Raw genomic sequence first — 16,968 nt, 5'->3', positions numbered from 1 at the left:
GGAGCGGGTGGGTCAGCGGCCGTAGGGGCTCGGCTGGTTCCGCTTCGCCGTGAGCAGCACGAAGGCGGCTGCGGCCAGTGCGATCACGGCACCGGCGAGGACCATCCACAGGCCGAATCCGGTGCTGCCGAACTGTTCGACCACCTTCTCCACCTGGTCCTTGCGGCTGCTCGCAACGTCCTCCTTGTCCATGATCACTCGGGTTTTGTCGGCCACGTTCCAGATGGCGAAGCCCAACGCCACCAGCGCGGGCACTCCGGCGACAGCGGCCAACGGCGCCTTACGGAGCAGGACGCCCGCGGCGAACAAGGCGACCACGAGGATGCCCGCGATCAGCGTGAAGACACCGTCTCCGTCGAGCCCCTTGTAGGTCTCCGACTCGCCCCGGTTTTCCAGCTTGACCCAAACCAGGCACGACCCGATGACGACCAGCAGCGCACCGATCGCCCCGGCGATCGCCCCCGGCGCGAACGGCGCCAACCCGCCGCCCATGCCGCCTCCGCTCGGCGTGGGCGGCGGATATCCGCCCGGCTGCTGCCCGTATCCGGGCTGCGGGCCGTAGGGGTTGGGCTGCTGCCCGTACCCGGGCGGCGGCTGCTGGCCGTACTGCGGGGGCTGCTGTCCGTACTGCTGCGGCGGCTGCTGTCCGTAGCCCGGCCCGCCCTGCTGGGGGTATCCGCCGGGCTGGCCCTGACCCGGCTGTGGTCCGTATGGGCCCTGATTGTCGTAGCTCATGGTCAGTGAGCGTAGGAGGATCCCGGCCGGCGGGCGAGGGGCTTGGCCGAAAAGATCGTATGTGTTCGCATGCCGGATGCCGACCCGATCGGTGCGACCGGTCGGGTATGGTTGCCAAATCATGCGTCAGTGGCTGCTTCTCCTTAGCCGCCGCGCCGGGGGCTCATCCCTCTGACAGAGGTCAGACCGGCTCCCCCGTCGCGGGGATAGAGGCATGTCCGCACGTCGGAGCCTCCGGGATGTCGTTTCCTCCCGTCGCCGGCCTACCTGCCGTTGCAGCCCGTTCCTCGCATACAGGAGACCAGCCGCATGCCTTCCGTGAATCGCCCCACGCCGATCACCGCCTCGTCCGTGACGCAGCAGCCGTCCGGGATGCCGATCCACAAGTACAAGCCGTTCCGGGGCGTCGACCTGCCGGACCGCACCTGGCCGTCGAAGACGATCACGGTCGCACCGCGCTGGCTGTCCACCGACCTGCGGGACGGCAACCAGGCGCTGATCGACCCGATGAGCCCGGCTCGCAAGCGGACCATGTTCGATCTGCTGGTGCGGATGGGCTACAAGGAGATCGAGGTCGGCTTCCCGGCCGCGTCGCAGACCGACTTCGACTTCATCCGTTCGATCATCGAAGAGGGCGCGGTACCGGAGGACGTCACCATCTCGGTGCTGACCCAGGCCCGCGAGGAACTGATCGAGCGCACCGTCGAGTCGCTGATCGGCGCGCCCAAGGCCACGGTCCATCTGTACAACGCGACCGCGCCCGCCTTCCGTCGGGTCGTCTTCAACGTCGACCGTGACCAGTGCAAGGCGATCGCGGTGTCCGGCACCGAGCACGTGATGCGCTTCGCGGACAAGCACCTGGGCACGGAGACGGCGTTCGGCTACGAGTACTCGCCCGAGATCTTCATCGACACCGAGCTGGACTTCGCTCTGGAGGTCTGCGAGGCGGTCATGGACGTGTGGCAGCCCGAGGCCGGGCGTGAGATCACCCTGAACCTGCCCGCGACCATCGAGCGCTCGACGCCGAACGTGTACGCGGACCAGATCGAGTGGATGAGCCGCAACCTGACCCGCCGCGAGTTCATCGCGCTGTCGGTGCACCCGCACAACGACCGCGGCGCCGCGGTGGCCGCGTCCGAGCTGGCCGTGATGGCCGGCGCCGACCGGGTCGAGGGCTGCCTGTTCGGCCACGGCGAGCGCACCGGCAACGTGGACCTGGTCACGCTGGGGATGAACCTGTTCAGCCAGGGCGTCGACCCGATGATCGACTTCTCCGAGATCGACGAGATCCGGCGCACGGTCGAATACTGCACTCAGCTGCCCGTGCACCCGCGCCACCCGTACGCGGGCGACCTGGTCTACACCGCGTTCTCCGGCTCGCACCAGGACGCGATCAAGAAGGGCCTGGAGGTCCTGGAGCGGGACGCGGCCGAGGCCGGCAAGCCGGTCGAGGAGCTGGACTGGGCGGTGCCGTACCTGCCGATCGATCCCAAGGACGTGGGCCGCACCTACGAAGCGGTGATCCGGGTCAACAGCCAGTCCGGCAAGGGCGGCGTCGCGTACGTGCTCAAGGCCGACCACAGGATGGACCTGCCGCGCCGCGCGCAGATCGAGTTCTCCCGGATCATTCAGACCAAGACCGACGCCGAGGGCGGCGAGGTGACGCCGGCTCAGATCTGGGCCACCTTCCAGGACGAGTACCTGCCCACCCCGGACGCCCCGTGGGGGCGGCTGGAGCTGCGCGGTCACCGCACGGTCTCCGGCGAGGACGGCAAGGACGTGCTGACCGTCGAGATGAGCGTGGACGGCGCGGTGCAGACGCTGGAGGCGATCGGCAACGGCCCGATCGACGCGTTCGTCCGGGCCCTGGGCGACCTGGGCTTCGACGCGCGGGTGCTGGACTACAGCGAGCACGCGATGAGCGGTGGCGAGGACGCGCGTGCCGCGGCCTACGTCGAGTGCGCGGTCGACGGCCGGGTGCTGTGGGGTGTGGGCGTGGACGAGAACATCGTGCGCGCGTCGCTCAAGGCGATCGTGAGCGCGGTCAACCGCGCCGCGCGCGGGTGACCGAGAAGGTTTCACGAACGGCGGTTCCCGGCTCGGCCGGGGACCGCCGTTCCGCTTTTCGGCGTTCCTCGTCCGTCGAACGTGACTTCGCCGTACCCGACTTGGCCGGCCGACTCGGCCGACCCGACTCCGTTCCATATTTAACTCAGCTGAGTTAAAGTGCCGCTCTACTCTAGGGGGCGCTGCACATGACACAGTCCACGGCATCGACTCGCAGCCGGATCGCGGACCGTCGCCTGATGCCGGGGCCGCGTGTGCTCCGGCGATTGCCCGAAGGCGTCGAGTCGGCGCCGTACGCCTTGTTCGACCTCGTCCCGCAGGGCGACCTGATCGGGGCCGAGATCCGCGGCGTCTCGCTCGCCGAGCCGGTCGGTCCCGAACTGTTCGCCGAGCTCGACCGCGCGCTGCTGGAATGGAAGGTGCTCGTCTTCCGGGACCAGCCGATCACGCCCGCGCAGCACTGCGCGTTCGCCCGGCTGTGGGGCGAACTGGAGGTGCACCCGTTCCTGTCCCACGGGGATGTGCCCGAGGTGGTGCGCTTCGCCAAGGACGCCGCGTCCGTGGGTGTGGAGAACATCTGGCACACCGACGTCACCTGGCGCGAGCGGCCCGCGCTCGGTTCGGTGCTGCGCGCGGTCGAGGTGCCCGAGCGCGGCGGTGACACGGTGTGGGCGGACATGGCCGCCGCCCACGATGCGCTGCCGGCCGACCTGCGCGAGCGGGTGGCCGGGCTGACCGCCGTACACGACTTCACCCTGGCCTTCGGGCACGGCCTCGACGCCGAGCAACTCGCGGCCAAGCGGCGCGAGTTCCCGCCGGTCGAGCACCCCGTGGTACGCACCCACCCGGTCACCGGGCGACACACGCTGTTCGTCAACGGCATCTTCACCGACCACATCGTCGGGTTGCCTGACCCGGAGAGCGAGGAGTTGCTCGGACTGCTGTTCCGGCAGGCGATGACGCCCGAGTACCAGTTCCGGCTGCGCTGGACGCCGGACACCGTCGCGTTCTGGGACAACCGGGCGACCCAGCACTACGCGGTCAACGACTACCACCCGCACGTGCGAGTGATGGAGCGCGCGTCGATCCTGGGCGACCGTCCGTACTGATCGCGCGCGGACCCGCAGTCCCCGACGGATGTGTCCCGGCTGTCCCGCGAGAACAAAAGTGACCATCTGTCCGCTTTCGATGACGCTTGGTGAAAACCGTGGCAGCATCGGAGCAGGCGGAAATACTGCATTCCGCCGCGCGGGACGCAGGGGGCTGCACCATGTTCTTCGTCGTGGGCATCCGGACCATCCGATCGGCGATCGGGGACGGTGAGTTCCACTGTCCGGCGTGCGGTGGCGATCGGCGCTTTCGCAAGGGGGGCGGGCGACGCCGACTCGTGGTGTTCGGCGTCGCGCTGATCCCGCTCGGGCGGGCCGGCTCCGGCATCGAGTGCGCGGTGTGCTGCACGCGGCACGACGTCTCGGCGCTGGAGACACCGACCGCCCGGGCGCTGACGCTGCTGCTGCGCGAGGCGGTGCGCGCCTTGGTGGTGGCCGTCGTGGCGGCCGTGGAGGACGAGCCGCAGGCCGCGGAGGCGGTGCGCGAGGCGGCGGTGCAGGCGGTCCGGGCCGCGGGCATGCCCAGCTACGACGCGTGCACGCTCGCCGCCGATGTGGGGGCCCACGCGGCGCAGGACACCGCGTGGGCGCTCGCCCGGATCGCGCCCCACCTCGCGGTCGCCGGGCGTGAGCACCTGGTCGGTGTCGCGGCCCGGGTCGCCCTGGCCGGCGGGGCGTACGACCCGGCGCACCGGGTGATCCTCTACCACGCCGGCGACCGACTCGGGCTGGGCCGGGCCCGCGTCGACCACGTGCTCGCAGGTCCGTGAGCCGCGAGTGGTGAGCACGGACCCGGCGCGTCGGCCGAGCGCGGCACAATGGGAGCATGAGCCTCCTCCGTGACGAGGGTGTCGTCCTGCGCGCCCAGAAGTTGGGTGAGGCCGACCGGATCATCACCCTCCTGACCCGCGACCACGGGATCGTGCGCGCCGTCGCGCGCGGGGTGCGCAAGACGAAGTCGAAGTTCGGCGCCCGGGTCGAGCCGTTCGCGCACGTCGACGTCCAGTTCTTCACCCGGGGCAGCGAATTCCCCGGCCGGGGTCTGCCGATCATCACGCAGGCGGAGACCCTGGGCGCGTACGGCGGTCGACTCGCGCTGGACTACGCCGCGTACACCTCCGGGACGGCGATCCTGGAGACCGCCGAGCGGCTCACCGACCACGAGCGCGGCCAACCGGCGCTCCAGCAGTACCTCCTGCTGATCGGCGCGCTGCGTACCCTCGCGATGGGCGCCCACGAGCCCGGCCTGGTGCTGGACGCGTTCCTGCTCCGCTCGCTCGCGGTGGCGGGCTACGCGCCCAGTTTCGTCGACTGCGCCCGCTGCGGTCTGGACGGACCGAACCGGTTCTTCTCCGTCCAGGGCGGTGGGACGGTATGCGGCGACTGCCGCCCGGCCGGATCCGTCGTACCCTCACCCGAGACCCTTTCCCTGCTCGGTGCGTTGTTGACCGGCGACTGGGGCCGAGCCGACGCGAGCGAGCCGCGGCACCGGCGCGAGGGCAGTGGCCTGGTGGCCGCGTATCTGCAATGGCACCTGGAGCGGGGTATCCGCTCGTTGAGATTGGTGGAGAGATCGTGAGTCAGTCGCGTGGCCGCTTCGGCCTGTTCCCCCGCCGTCGGCGGGCCGAGTCGGCGCCCGCCCGGGCCGCTCGGGAGCAGCGGCACTACCGCGACCCCAAGCCGCACGCCGAGGGCGCGCTGCCGCCGGAGATCCCGGCCGACCTGGTGCCCCGGCACGTGGCGCTGGTGATGGACGGCAACGGCCGCTGGGCCAAGGAGCGCGGTCTGGCCCGCACCGACGGGCACACCGCGGGCGAGGCGTCGTTGTTCGACGTGGTCGAGGGCGCCGCGCAGATCGGCGTCAAGTACGTCTCCGCGTACGCCTTCTCCACCGAGAACTGGAAGCGGTCACCGGAGGAGGTGCGCTTCCTGATGGGCTTCAACATCGACACGATCCACCGGCGGATCGACGAGATGGACGAACTCGGCGTGCGGATCCGCTGGTGCGGTCGGCGACCCCGGTTGTGGGCGAGCGTGATCAAGGAGTTGGAGATCGCCGAGGAGCGGACCAGGAACAACACCAATCTCACCCTGGCGATGTGCATCAACTACGGCGGCCGAGCCGAGATCGCGGACGCCGCGGCGCTGATCGCCGAGGAGGTCAAGGCGGGCCGGCTCGACCCGAAGAAGGTCGACGAGAAGCTGTTCGCCAAGTACCTCGACGAGCCGGACATGCCCGACGTCGACCTGTTCATCCGCTCTTCCGGTGAGCAGCGCACCTCCAACTTCCTGCTGTGGCAGTCCGCGTACGCCGAGATGGTCTTCCTCGACGTGTTGTGGCCGGACTTCGACCGGCGGCACATGTGGCAGGCGTGCCAGACGTACGCCTCGCGCGATCGCCGCTACGGCGGCGCGCTGCCGAACGCCGTCGCGACGCCGGAGCCGGTGTCCTCGGGCTCGTCGCCCGCGTCGGGAGCCTGATCGGCCCCGGCGGGCCGGTGCCCGCCGGTGGTCGCCGGGGCCTGTCCGGCGCCGGTCGGTGGGTGCTCGCTCGCCCGAGTGGGCGAGGGTCGGCGGGTGAAAGCTTTGCAAAACGGGGTGTGCGCCCGGCGGCAGCCGCACGATCAATGCGAACATGACCATCATGTTCGAAAAGAGCGCGCCGCCGCGCCCCGCTGCCGCCGCACGGACGGCGCCACCGCCACCGCTCGGCGCCGAGTCGTCCGCGACCGTCGGACCCGTTTCGCACGGTCGCCCACCCGCCGAGCGGTGGCGGCCGGGTCAACTCGAATTCTTCGTCCTCGCGTTGGTCGGGCTGCTGTTCGCGCAGCCGTGGATCGTGGATCGGCTCGGCACGCCCGCGGTGCAGACCTGGGCCACCGTGTTCGTCGCGATCTCCGTGCAGGCGCTGCCGTTCCTGGTGCTCGGCACCCTGCTGTCCGCAGCGATCACCGCGTTCGTGCCGCCGTCGGTGTTCACCAAGGTGCTGCCCAAGCGGCAGTCCCTGGCGGTGCCGGTCGCGGGTGCGGCCGGGGCGATCCTGCCGGGCTGCGAGTGCGCGTCGGTGCCGGTGGCCAGTGGGTTGATGGCACGCGGGGTCGCACCCGCCGCGGCGCTGGCGTTCCTGTTGTCCTCGCCCGCGATCAACCCGATCGTGCTGACCGCGACCGCGGTGGCCTTCCCCAGGCAGCCCGAGATGGTGCTCGCCCGGTTCGTCGCCTCGCTCGGCACGGCGGTGCTGATGGGCTGGCTGTGGGCACGATTCGGTCGGCCCGAGTGGATCAAGGTGATGCGCCGCCCGCACGACCACGGCGGCAGCGGCAAGTGGGAGAACTTCCGGCTCGCGCTCCAGCACGACTTCCTGCACGCGGGCGGCTTCCTGGTGATCGGCGCGCTCACCGCCGCGACGCTGAACGTCACGGTGCCCAAGCACGTGATCGACGCGGTCTCCGGTTCGCCGTGGTTCGCGGTGCTCGCGCTGGCCTTCCTCGCGGTGGTGCTCGCGGTCTGTTCCGAGGCGGACGCGTTCGTGGCGGCGAGCCTGCTCGGCTTCTCGCCGACCGCGAAGCTGGCCTTCATGGTGGTCGGCCCGATGGTGGACGTGAAGCTGATCGCGCTCCAGTCGGGCACCTTCGGGCGCGGCTTCGCGGCCCGGTTCTCCTCGGCCACGTTCGTGGTCGCGATCGTGGCGAGCTACGGCGTCGGATGGTGGTTGTTGTGAGGCGGGACGTCCAGGCGGTGTTGTTGATCCTGATCGGTGGCGCGCTGCTGCGGATCTCGCTGACCGACATGTACCTGCGCTACGTCAAGGACGGGTTGCGTCCCGCGCTGGTCGCGGCGGGCGCGATCCTGCTCGCGGTCGGGCTGATCTCCGCGGTGCGCGACGGTATCCAGCGGCGCGCGGAGGAGCCGGCCGCGGCACACACGCACGCCCCCGCGACCGGGTCGGCCGACGAGCGGGCCGCCGAACCGGCGGACGAGGGCGGTCACGGGCACGACCACTCGGCCGGCCCGCGTGCGGCCTGGCTGCTGTGCCTGCCGGTGCTCGCGCTGTTCCTGATCGCGCCGCCCGCGCTCGGTTCGTACACCGCCTCGCGCTCGGACAACGTGGTGGCCAAGCCGGCCGCCGCCTCGAACGACGCGGGCTTTCCGGCACTGCCGCCGGGGGATCCGCTGCCGATGACCCTGGCGGACTTCTTGATCCGCTCGGTCTGGGACACCACCGCGCCGCTCAAGGACCGCAATGTCCGGCTCACCGGCTTCGTCACGCCCGGCAAGACACCCGGCACGTGGTACATCACCCGGATGGTGATCAGCTGCTGTGCCGCCGACGCCTTCGCCCGCAAGATCGAGGTTCACGGCGCCGAGGCGCCCGCGACCGACTCGTGGGTGACGGTCACCGGCCGCTGGCTGCCCAACGGCCAGATTCAGGCGGACGACGCGATGCCGGCCCTGACCGCGACCGGGGTCGAGCACATCCCGACCCCGCGTGAGCCGTACGAATAGCACGCTGTGACGATGTCACGGTCGCGTCACCGCCGCGTTCGCGTCCTGCGAGCGCGGCGGTGACGCGGCATCCCTTCTCCTACCGTGGGCTCGCGGACGGATCGCCTGGGGAGGACGATCCGCCGGTCGACCGGGGGGAATCACCATGGGGTGGGGAATGCGTCGTGCCGTCGTCGCGGCGGCTGTCGTGGCCGTATTGGGGTCGGGCGTGACCGCGTGTCAAAAGGACAAGGGCGGCACGGACACCGACCGGAAGCAGGGCACGAGCACCGAGCCGGCGAAGAGCTCGGGCCAGGACGGCAAGGCCGGCGACGGCGATCTCGAGGTCAAGGGAGTGTTCCTGACCGTCACGCCGGGCACGCTGGCCGGTGTCCGGTGCAAGACCGCGTTCATGGAGACCTTCATCGCCACGATCACCTTCGCCGACGGACACAAGGGTGGCCGGATCACCGTCAGCTACGGCGGATCCTCCGGCAGCATGAAGCAGGAGGAGATCGACGTGCCCGCGGGCAAGAAGTCGATCACCAAGACGTTCGCCTACTCGGAGTTCCTCTATGGCGGATCGATCGCGGCCGGGCAGCTCAACGTGCTGAAGCCGAATCGGGTCGGCTCGGCCACGGTCCGGCCCACCGGCTCGTGCACCGAGGGCGGGACGTGGGGCGGCAGCACGACCGGTACGACCGGCGGGGGTGGCTGGTAGTCGACCGGGCCCGGCTCAGTCGGCCGCGTTCGCGCACTGCGCGCAGGTGCCGAAGATCTCCAACTCGTGCGACACGTCGCCGAAACCGTGCTCGGCGGCGATCCGGTTCGCCCACCGCTCGACCGCCGGGCCCTCGACCTCGACGGTGCGGCCACAGGAGCGGCAGACGAGGTGGTGGTGGTGCCCACGGCTGCACCGACGGTAGACCGACTCGCCGTCCTGGGTGCGCAGCACGTCCACCTCGTCCGCGTCCGCCAGGGCCTGGAGCGTGCGGTAGACGGTGGTCAGCCCGACCGCCTCACCGCGCTGCTTGAGCAGGTCGTGCAGATCCTGCGCGCTACGAAAGTCCTCGATCTCGTCGAGGAGGGCGGAGACGGCGGCACGCTGCCGGGTGGACCGACCCCGAACCGGGCTCGCGCCGTGGGCGGTGGTCACCTGGGTGCCTCCTCGATCGCTACGGGCCGGACGGCGCGGTGTCCTCGTGCCGGCGCGATGTGTCCATGTCTAGGTCGCCATTGTGCCGGCGCCGGGTACCTCCGCGTCCACATGTACGTCGTCCACCCGAGTCGGACCCGCCTCGGCCGCGGCGGCCTCCGCGCGCCGGGCCCGGCGCCGGTTCAGCGGTGTCGCGAGCACACCCACCAGGACGAACAGCGCGATGGCGAGCAGCACGATGGTGGCCCCGGGCGGCGCGTCGACGTAGTACGTCAGCGCCGTGCCGGAGACCGAGACCAGCACGCCGACCACGATCGAGAGCGCGGCGGTCATCGAGAACGTGCGCGAGAGCTGCTGGGCGACCGCGACCGGGACCACCATCAGCGCGCTGACCAGGAGCAGTCCCACCACCCGCATGGCGACCGTCACGGTGACCGCGGCGGTGACCGCGAGCAGCAGGTTCAGCGCGCGCACCGGCAGCCCGGTCACCCGGGCGAAGTCCTCGTCCTGGCACACCGTGAACAGTGCGCGGCGCAGTCCGAGGGTCACCGCGAGCACCGCGACGGCCAGGACCGTGATGATCCTGATGTCCTCCGGCGAGACCGAGGTCAGCGAACCGAACAGGTACGACTGGAGATTGGCGTTGGAGCCCTCCGGGGCGAGGTTGATCAGCATCACGCCGCCCGCGATGCCGCCGTAGAAGAGCACCGACAGCGCGACGTCGCCGCTGACCCTGTTGCGCTCGCGGATCAGCTCGATCAGCACCGCGCCCACGGACGCGGTGAGCACGGCGGTCCATACGGGGGAGGTGCTGAGCAAAAAGCCCAGGCCCACGCCGGTCAGCGCGACGTGTCCGATGCCGTCGCCCATGAACGCCTGCCGGCGCTGCACCAGGTAGACGCCGACGGCGGGCGCGGCCATGCCCACGAGCAGGGCGGCGAGCAGCGCGCGCTGCATGAAGGGGAAGTCCAGGATCGTCACGAGAGCAGTCCCATTCCGGCGCGGTGCGCGGTGTGATCGTCGTGCGGGTGTACGTGGTCGTGGCCCGGCAGCGCGTGCTGGCCGACCGCCCTGGGCGGCGGGCCGTCGTGACACACGCAGCCCTCGCGCAGGACCACCGCGCGGTCGATCAGCGGCTCCAGCGGGCCGAGTTCGTGCAGGACGAGCAGGACCGCCCGGCCCTGCTCCTGCTGGGTGCGCAGGGTGCCCGCGAGCACCTCCTGGCTGCGCAGGTCCACGCCCGCCATCGGCTCGTCCATGATCAGCAGGTCGGGGCGGCGGGCCAGGGCGCGGGCGATCAGCACCCGCTGCTGCTGGCCGCCGGACAGGTGTGCGATGCCGTCGCTGGCGCGATCCAGCATGCCGACCGCGGCCAGCGCCTCGTCCACGGCGGCCCGGCCGCGCCGACCCGGGCCCAGCACACGGCGGCCGTCGAGCAGGCCCGAGGTGACCACTTCGCGCACGCTGGCCGGCACTCCCGCGGCGGCGGTGGTGCGCTGCGGCACGTAGCCGATCCGGGACCAGTCGCGGAATCGGGCGAACGGCGTGTCGAACAGTTCGATCGTGCCGCCGGTCAACGGGACCAGCCCGACCAGGGTGCGGACCAGCGTGGACTTGCCCGACCCGTTGGCGCCGAGCAGGGCGACCACCTCGCCGGGGTGCACACTCAGGTCCACTCCGCGCAGTACCGGCCGGCCGCCCAGGGACGCGGTGCCGCCGATCAGCCGGGCGACCGGTGCCTGAAGTCGTGTCATGAGCAGCCGAGTCCCTTCCGCAGCGCGCCCAGATTGGCGCGCATCACCGAGAAGTAATCGTTCTCGGCCTCGTCTTTTATGCCCTCCAGAGGATCCAGGACGGCGGTCTGTACGTTCAGGTCCTGGGCGAGCGTCCGGGCGGTCTTGGGCTCGGCCAGGGTCTCGAAGAAGATCGTGGTCACCCCGCGTTCGCGGGCGAGCTTTTGGATGTCGGCCCGGCGGGCGGGGGAGGGCTCCGATTCCGGGTTGACGCCGTTCACCGAGATCTGGTTCAGGTGGTAACGCTCCGCGAGATAGCCGAAGGCGGCGTGCGCGGTCACGAAGTCCCTGCGGGCGCACGTGGTCAGGCCGGCGGTGAACTCGCCGTCGAGGGTGTTCAGGCGGGCGGTCAGGTCGGCGGCGCGGGCGCGGTAGTCCTGCGCGTTGGCCGGGTCCGCGGCGGCGAGCGACTCGCCGACCCCGCCGGCGATCGCGGCGAGCCGGGTCGGGTCCAGCCACACGTGCGGGTCGCCGTGCTCGGCGTCCGCGTGATCGTGGCCCTCGTGCCCGTCCTCCTCGGCGCCGTGCACCTCGGTGCCGTGCTCCTCCAGCGGCGCGAATTTGCCCGCCTCCACCGTGTGCTTGGGCTTGTTCTGCGAGATCGCCTTGTCCACCGCGGGCTGCAGGCCCTTGAGGTAGACCACCAGATCGGCCTGCGAGACCGCGCCGACCTGCCTGGGGGTCAGCTCCAGATCGTGCGGCTCGGCGCCGGCCTTGGTCAGGTTCGTCACCCGCACATGCGGCCCGCCGACCTGCTGGGCAATGAATTTCATCGGGTAGAAGGCCGCGATCACCCGCAGCTTCGCGCCCGCCCCGGTATCCGCCTTCGCGTCGTCGGTGCCGGCGCATCCGGAGAGCAGCAGGGCGGATGCGGCGGCGGCCGCGAGCAGGGCAGCCGGGGCGGTGCGGCGTATCTTCATGACAATCATTCTCAACTAGAATGACAATCGTTGTCAATAATAGCGAGTTGGGCCAACCGTGGCACCATCGGGTGCGGGCATAAGGATTTACGGGGGTGACCGGCTCGCCGGTAGCCTGTGCCGACACTGTCACTGCCCGCATCGTCGCACCGAAGAGAGCATTGTGGCCGCCGACAAGATCGACACCATCGTCAGCCTGAGCAAGCGCCGAGGCTTCGTTTACCCCTGTAGTGAGATCTACGGCGGCCAGCGGGCCGCCTGGGACTACGGTCCCCTCGGCGTGGAGCTCAAGGAGAACATCAAGCGCCAGTGGTGGCGCACGATGGTCACCTCGCGTGACGACATCGTCGGTCTGGACTCCTCGGTCATCCTCGCCCGCGAGGTGTGGGAGGCGTCCGGTCACGTCGAGGCGTTCGTCGACCCGCTGACCGAGTGCACCTCGTGCCACAAGCGCTACCGCGCCGACCACCTCGAAGAGGCGTACGAGGCCAAGCGCGGCCGGCTGCCGGAGAACGGCCTCGCCGACATCACCTGTCCCAACTGTGGGAACAAGGGCACCTTCACCGAGCCCAAGATGTTCAACGGCCTGCTCCAGACCTTCCTGGGCCCCACCCAGGACGAGTCCGGCCGCGCGTTCCTGCGCCCGGAGACCGCCCAGGGCATCTTCGTCAACTACAAGGCCGTCGAGCAGACCTCGCGCAAGAAGCCGCCGTTCGGCATCGCCCAGACCGGCAAGAGCTTCCGCAACGAGATCACCCCCGGCAACTTCATCTTCCGCACGCGCGAGTTCGAGCAGATGGAGATGGAGTTCTTCGTCAAGCCGGGTGAGGACGAGACCTGGCAGGAGTACTGGATGCAGCAGCGCTGGGACTGGTACGTCGGTCTCGGCCTCAGCCCCGACAACATGCGCTTCTTCGAGCACCCGAAGGAGAAGTTGTCGCACTACTCCAAGCGCACGGTCGACATCGAGTACCGCTTCAACTTCGGCGGCACCGAGTTCTCCGAGCTGGAGGGCATCGCCAACCGCACGGACTACGACCTGCGCACCCACTCGGAGAAGTCCGGCACCGACCTGTCGTACTTCGACCAGGACGCCGGCGAGCGCTGGTTCCCGTACGTCATCGAGCCCGCCGCGGGCCTGAACCGGGCGATGCTCGCGTTCCTGCTCGACGCGTACTTCGAGGACGAGGCGCCCAACGCCAAGGGCAAGCTGGAAAAGCGCACCGTGCTGCGCCTTGACCCGCGCCTGGCGCCGGTCAAGGCCGCGATCCTGCCGCTGTCGCGCAACACCGACCTGTCGCCCAAGGCCCGCGGGTTGGCCGCGGACCTGCGCCAGTACTGGAACTGCGACTTCGACGACGCGGGCGCGATCGGCCGTCGCTACCGTCGCCAGGACGAGATCGGCACGCCGTTCTGCATCACCGTCGACTTCGACACGCTCGAGGACGACGCGGTGACCGTGCGCTCGCGCGACACCATGCAGCAGGAGCGGGTGTCGCTCGACCAGGTCGTGGGCTATCTCGCGGCGCGGCTGCCGGGCTGCTGACCCGGAGCCGGCCGTAGGCCGGGATGAACAACGTGAGGGGCGCCGTCGTGGACGGCGCCCCTCACGTTCGTCGCGGACCGGCCGTCGGCCGTCGCGCGGCTAACCCATCTTGAAGATGCCCGCCACGATCCGGTCGGTCATCCGGAAGCTCAGGTCGCTGAAGACGGTGCTCGCCGCCTTGGAGACCGCCTCGCCCTGACCCTTGAGCGGTGCGCCGTCGGCCCGGCCGATGTCGATCACCAGCACGTAGTGCCCGGTCGTGGTGGAGACCGCGATGTGCTCCGAGCCGTCCTTGAAGGTGATCCCGCTCGACGCGGGAGGCTTGAGCCACCCGGTCGGCGACGTCGCGAACGGAATCGGATCCAGCGCCTTGCGCAGCGCCTGCGCCGCGGGCTTGTCCGGTACCGAGATCACCGACAGGGTCGCCACGAACTTCCCGGCGGAGTCCTTGTACGACCCGCGCAGCACGCCCACGCAGCCGTTGGCGGCGAGCGCCGAGCCGGTCGCGGTGACCGCCTTCGAGCAGTCCGAGGCCGCCGTGCCGTCGGCGGCCAACTGCCGGTACTTGGCGCCGCTGCGCCCGTCGAACTCGGCGGTGTCCTTGAAGAAGTAGTCCGTGGTGAAGGCCAGCTTGTCGGTGGAGACCGCGTCGACGTCGGTCGTGTTCGGCGGCGGCGCGGACTGGAACCCCTTGGGCTCGTCGGGGGGTGCGTCGGTCGAGCCCTGCGGGGCGGGCAGCGAGCCGCCGTTGCCCGCCGGGTTCGGCGAGGAGTTCGCGGCCGGCTTCTTGTCGTCGCCGTCGTCTCGGGACACGAGGAAGAACGCCCCGCCGCCGATCACCGCGAGCGCGACCACCGCGGCCGCCGGCACAAGCCACTTCCGCCGCCTCGGCGGCGCAGGCGGCGGCGTGCCGTATCCCTGGCCGTACTGCTGCGGGTACGGCTGACCGTACGGCTGTTGTCCATGGGTCGGTTGCCCGTAGGACTGCGGCTGCCCATAGGGCTGCGGACCGTTGTTCGGCTGTCCGTACGGCTGTTGCCCGTGGCCGTAGCCGGGCCCGTTCGGGGGCTGCGGGGGCGGGAAGGCACTCATGGTGCGGAGATTAGTTCATCGGGCCGACCCGGCAGGGCCCGAACCACCGGCCCCGTCGGTCGAGGCGGCCAGTCAGGCCCGGGTCTCCATCAGCGCGAAGCCCAGCAGGTTCGACCCGCGCCACCGCTCGGGGTCGCCGGCCCGCTCGTCGTCCGCGGCCAACCCGATGCCCCAGATCCGATCCAGCGGACTGGCCTCGACCAGCACCCGCTGCCCGGTGCCCAGCAGGAACGCGCCCATCGCCGGGTGCTGTCCGAACTTGGCCACGTTGCCGCGCACGATCAGCTCGAACCGCTCGTCCACCCAGCGCCGCTCGTCGAAGCCGCGCACCTGTCGACCGATCGTCTTGGCGGTCTTGGGGTGACCCGCGGCCAACACCCGCCGCTCCGCGTCCGCGTCGCCGAACATCCGCGCCTTGCCGGCCATCATCCAGTGCTCGGCCGTGCGATACGTCACTCCGTCCACCGTGAACGGCGACGGATACCACTGACTCAGACAACTCGAGTCGACCCCCTCGCTCGGCTCCCGATGACCCCAGAAGAAGACGTACTTCACCCGGGGCTTCTGCCGGACCCGCGAGATGAGCGACGCGACGTCGCGCGGCTCGGCGAACCCGTCACCCGGATCGTCGCCGGTCGTCGGGGAGTCCGGTGAGTCCGGAGAATCCGTGGTCATGCCGGTGATGCTGTCAGGACCGGCCGACACCCGGCATCCGCTTATTCCCGGAGTATTCCCGGAAGGCGCTTTTCCCGGTGGGGGACAATGGATCGGTTCCGTCCCCGCACCCCTCCTGGAGCACCGTCCATGGCACCCGCCGACGCACCCACCCCCGACGCGACCGGCAGCCCGTGGGCGCCGCTGCGCCTGGGCGCCGCGGGCGGCGCGCGGATCTGGCCACCGGTGGTGCTGGCCCCGATGGCCGGTATCACCAACGCGCCGTTTCGCACGTTGTGCCAGGAACAGGCCGAGGCGGCCACCACCGCACGCCCCGCGGGGTTGTACGTCAGCGAGATGATCACCACTCGCGCACTGGTGGAGCGGGACGCCAAGACGCTGCGCCTGATCCGCTTCGCCGAGACCGAGCGCCCGCGCAGCATCCAGCTCTACGGCGTCGACCCGGACATCGTCGGCCGCGCGGTGGCGATGATCGTGGACGAGGACCTGGCCGACCACATCGACCTCAACTTCGGCTGCCCGGTGCCCAAGGTCACCCGCAAGGGCGGCGGCTCGGCACTGCCCTACAAGCGCAACCTGCTGCGCGACATCCTGCGCTCGGCGGTCAAGAACGCCCGCAGTGTGCCGGTCACCATCAAGATGCGCAAGGGCATCGACGACGACCACCTGACCTACCTCGACGCGGGCCGGATCGCCGTGGACGAGGGCGTCACCTGGGTCGCCCTGCACGGCCGCACCGCGGAACAGCACTACGGCGGCACCGCCGACTGGTCGGCCATCGCCCGGCTCAAGGAGGTCGTCACCGACATCCCGGTGCTGGGCAACGGCGACATCTGGGACGCCGAGGACGCGTTGCGGATGATGCGCGAGACCGGCTGCGACGGTGTCGTGGTCGGCCGCGGCTGCCTGGGCCGCCCATGGTTGTTCCGCGACCTGGTGTCCGCGTTCGAGGGCAGCGCCGACCGGGCCCGCCCGACACTGGGCGAGGCCACCGCGATCATGCGCCGGCACGCGGTGCTGCTCGCCGAGTGGATCGGCGACGAGGCGCACGGCGTGACCGACCTGCGCAAGCACGTCGCGTGGTACATGAAGGGCTTTTCGGTCGGCGGCACCATCCGACGCGGCCTGGCCACCGCGAGCAGCCTGGCCGAACTCGACGACTGGTTCGGGCAACTCGACCTGAACCAGCCGTGGCCGATCGGCGCCGACGGCCCGCGCGGTCGCACCGCCGGCGGCAAGCGGGTCGTCCTGCCCGAGGGGTGGCTGGACGACCCGGAGTGCGCGCTGCCCCCGGTGGACGCGGAACTGGACCATTCCGGCGGCTGACCCCGACCCGGGCGGCGGCTGATCCCGACCGGTCGACGAACGGCGATCGGGGGACGGCGGCGGA

General features: G+C 70.7%; 17 protein-coding genes. 10 read left to right on the top strand and 7 right to left on the bottom strand.

Annotation, left to right across the window (positions count from 1 at the left end):
• Positions 1-12: 12 nt before the first annotated feature.
• Positions 13-735, bottom strand: a complete 723-nt coding sequence (locus tag A3IC_RS62715; protein WP_079026708.1) for a Trp biosynthesis-associated membrane protein — start codon at positions 733-735, stop codon at positions 13-15.
• 309 nt (positions 736-1,044) lie between these two features.
• Here A3IC_RS62715 and leuA point away from each other — a divergent pair, with 309 nt between their 5' ends.
• The 8 genes from leuA to A3IC_RS0126835 all read left to right on the top strand — a co-directional run bounded on the left by leuA (position 1,045) and on the right by A3IC_RS0126835 (position 9,117).
• On the top strand, positions 1,045-2,802 hold the full coding sequence (gene leuA / locus A3IC_RS0126870; protein WP_040877177.1) for a 2-isopropylmalate synthase: 1,758 nt from the start codon (positions 1,045-1,047) through the stop codon (positions 2,800-2,802).
• Positions 2,803-2,990: 188 nt separating this feature from the next.
• Positions 2,991-3,911, top strand: a complete 921-nt coding sequence (locus A3IC_RS0126865) for a TauD/TfdA dioxygenase family protein (protein ID WP_026218786.1) — start codon at positions 2,991-2,993, stop codon at positions 3,909-3,911.
• Between the two features lie 98 nt (positions 3,912-4,009).
• Positions 4,010-4,681: a hypothetical protein gene (locus A3IC_RS68965; protein ID WP_020553165.1), complete on the top strand. Its 672-nt coding sequence runs from the start codon at positions 4,010-4,012 to the stop codon at positions 4,679-4,681.
• 56 nt (positions 4,682-4,737) lie between these two features.
• Positions 4,738-5,490: a DNA repair protein RecO gene (gene recO, locus A3IC_RS0126855; protein ID WP_020553164.1), complete on the top strand. Its 753-nt coding sequence runs from the start codon at positions 4,738-4,740 to the stop codon at positions 5,488-5,490.
• A gap of 23 nt (positions 5,491-5,513) precedes the next feature.
• Positions 5,514-6,392, top strand: coding sequence for an isoprenyl transferase (locus tag A3IC_RS0126850; protein WP_052173819.1), 879 nt, complete (start codon positions 5,514-5,516; stop codon positions 6,390-6,392).
• A gap of 154 nt (positions 6,393-6,546) precedes the next feature.
• Entirely contained in the window at positions 6,547-7,632 is a 1,086-nt protein-coding gene (locus A3IC_RS0126845; RefSeq protein WP_020553162.1) for a permease, read from the top strand.
• A complete protein-coding gene (locus A3IC_RS0126840) occupies positions 7,629-8,417 on the top strand; it encodes a TIGR03943 family putative permease subunit (protein WP_020553161.1) in 789 nt (262 codons plus the stop codon). Before A3IC_RS0126845 ends, A3IC_RS0126840 begins: the two co-directional genes overlap by 4 nt.
• A 157-nt stretch (positions 8,418-8,574) precedes the next feature.
• On the top strand, positions 8,575-9,117 hold the full coding sequence (locus A3IC_RS0126835; RefSeq protein WP_020553160.1) for a hypothetical protein: 543 nt from the start codon (positions 8,575-8,577) through the stop codon (positions 9,115-9,117).
• Positions 9,118-9,132: 15 nt separating this feature from the next.
• On the opposite strand, the gene A3IC_RS0126830 is transcribed toward A3IC_RS0126835, so the two are convergent.
• From A3IC_RS0126830 to A3IC_RS0126815, 4 genes are all read right to left on the bottom strand, one after another.
• Entirely contained in the window at positions 9,133-9,552 is a 420-nt protein-coding gene (locus A3IC_RS0126830) for a Fur family transcriptional regulator (protein WP_020553159.1), read from the bottom strand.
• 69 nt (positions 9,553-9,621) lie between these two features.
• Positions 9,622-10,533, bottom strand: a complete 912-nt coding sequence (locus tag A3IC_RS56765; protein WP_020553158.1) for a metal ABC transporter permease — start codon at positions 10,531-10,533, stop codon at positions 9,622-9,624.
• A complete protein-coding gene (locus tag A3IC_RS0126820; RefSeq protein WP_020553157.1) occupies positions 10,530-11,306 on the bottom strand; it encodes a metal ABC transporter ATP-binding protein in 777 nt (258 codons plus the stop codon). The genes A3IC_RS56765 and A3IC_RS0126820 overlap by 4 nt, the downstream gene beginning before the upstream one ends.
• Positions 11,303-12,265 (bottom strand): metal ABC transporter substrate-binding protein, encoded by a 963-nt coding sequence (locus A3IC_RS0126815; protein ID WP_020553156.1) that lies wholly within the window; start codon positions 12,263-12,265, stop codon positions 11,303-11,305. Before A3IC_RS0126815 ends, A3IC_RS0126820 begins: the two co-directional genes overlap by 4 nt.
• Positions 12,266-12,428: 163 nt before the next feature.
• Here A3IC_RS0126815 and A3IC_RS0126810 point away from each other — a divergent pair, with 163 nt between their 5' ends.
• Positions 12,429-13,811: a glycine--tRNA ligase gene (locus tag A3IC_RS0126810; protein WP_020553155.1), complete on the top strand. Its 1,383-nt coding sequence runs from the start codon at positions 12,429-12,431 to the stop codon at positions 13,809-13,811.
• 99 nt (positions 13,812-13,910) lie between these two features.
• Here the strand turns inward: A3IC_RS0126810 and A3IC_RS0126805 are convergent, their stop codons facing one another.
• A complete protein-coding gene (locus tag A3IC_RS0126805; protein WP_158696113.1) occupies positions 13,911-14,903 on the bottom strand; it encodes a hypothetical protein in 993 nt (330 codons plus the stop codon).
• Positions 14,904-14,975: 72 nt separating this feature from the next.
• Positions 14,976-15,578, bottom strand: a complete 603-nt coding sequence (locus A3IC_RS0126800) for a riboflavin biosynthesis intermediates N-glycosidase (RefSeq protein WP_020553153.1) — start codon at positions 15,576-15,578, stop codon at positions 14,976-14,978.
• 129 nt (positions 15,579-15,707) lie between these two features.
• Here A3IC_RS0126800 and dusB point away from each other — a divergent pair, with 129 nt between their 5' ends.
• Positions 15,708-16,904 carry a tRNA dihydrouridine synthase DusB gene (gene dusB / locus A3IC_RS0126795; RefSeq protein WP_020553152.1) on the top strand — a complete coding sequence of 399 codons (1,197 nt, stop codon included), beginning with the start codon at positions 15,708-15,710 and terminating at the stop codon, positions 16,902-16,904.
• The last annotated feature ends 64 nt before the right edge of the window (positions 16,905-16,968 follow it).

This window comes from Embleya scabrispora DSM 41855, assembly GCF_000372745.1.
Lineage (GTDB): Bacteria > Actinomycetota > Actinomycetes > Streptomycetales > Streptomycetaceae > Embleya > Embleya scabrispora.
Note: the sequence above shows the minus strand (reverse complement) of the source record. Positions and strands in the feature narration are given on the sequence as shown.

Excerpts from the sequence above, each read along its gene's own strand:
- A3IC_RS0126835 (WP_020553160.1), top strand. The coding sequence starts at position 8,575 with ATGCGTCGTGCCGTCGTCGCGGCGGCTGTCGTGGCCGTATTGGGGTCG.
- A3IC_RS0126845 (WP_020553162.1), top strand. The coding sequence starts at position 6,547 with ATGACCATCATGTTCGAAAAGAGCGCGCCGCCGCGCCCCGCTGCCGCC.
- A3IC_RS62715 (WP_079026708.1), bottom strand. The coding sequence starts at position 735 with ATGAGCTACGACAATCAGGGCCCATACGGACCACAGCCGGGTCAGGGC.
- A3IC_RS0126800 (WP_020553153.1), bottom strand. The coding sequence starts at position 15,578 with ATGACCACGGATTCTCCGGACTCACCGGACTCCCCGACGACCGGCGAC.
- A3IC_RS0126805 (WP_158696113.1), bottom strand. The coding sequence starts at position 14,903 with ATGAGTGCCTTCCCGCCCCCGCAGCCCCCGAACGGGCCCGGCTACGGC.
- recO (WP_020553164.1), top strand. The coding sequence starts at position 4,738 with ATGAGCCTCCTCCGTGACGAGGGTGTCGTCCTGCGCGCCCAGAAGTTG.
- A3IC_RS0126865 (WP_026218786.1), top strand. The coding sequence starts at position 2,991 with ATGACACAGTCCACGGCATCGACTCGCAGCCGGATCGCGGACCGTCGC.
- A3IC_RS0126815 (WP_020553156.1), bottom strand. The coding sequence starts at position 12,265 with ATGAAGATACGCCGCACCGCCCCGGCTGCCCTGCTCGCGGCCGCCGCC.
- A3IC_RS0126820 (WP_020553157.1), bottom strand. The coding sequence starts at position 11,306 with ATGACACGACTTCAGGCACCGGTCGCCCGGCTGATCGGCGGCACCGCG.
- dusB (WP_020553152.1), top strand. The coding sequence starts at position 15,708 with ATGGCACCCGCCGACGCACCCACCCCCGACGCGACCGGCAGCCCGTGG.
- leuA (WP_040877177.1), top strand. The coding sequence starts at position 1,045 with ATGCCTTCCGTGAATCGCCCCACGCCGATCACCGCCTCGTCCGTGACG.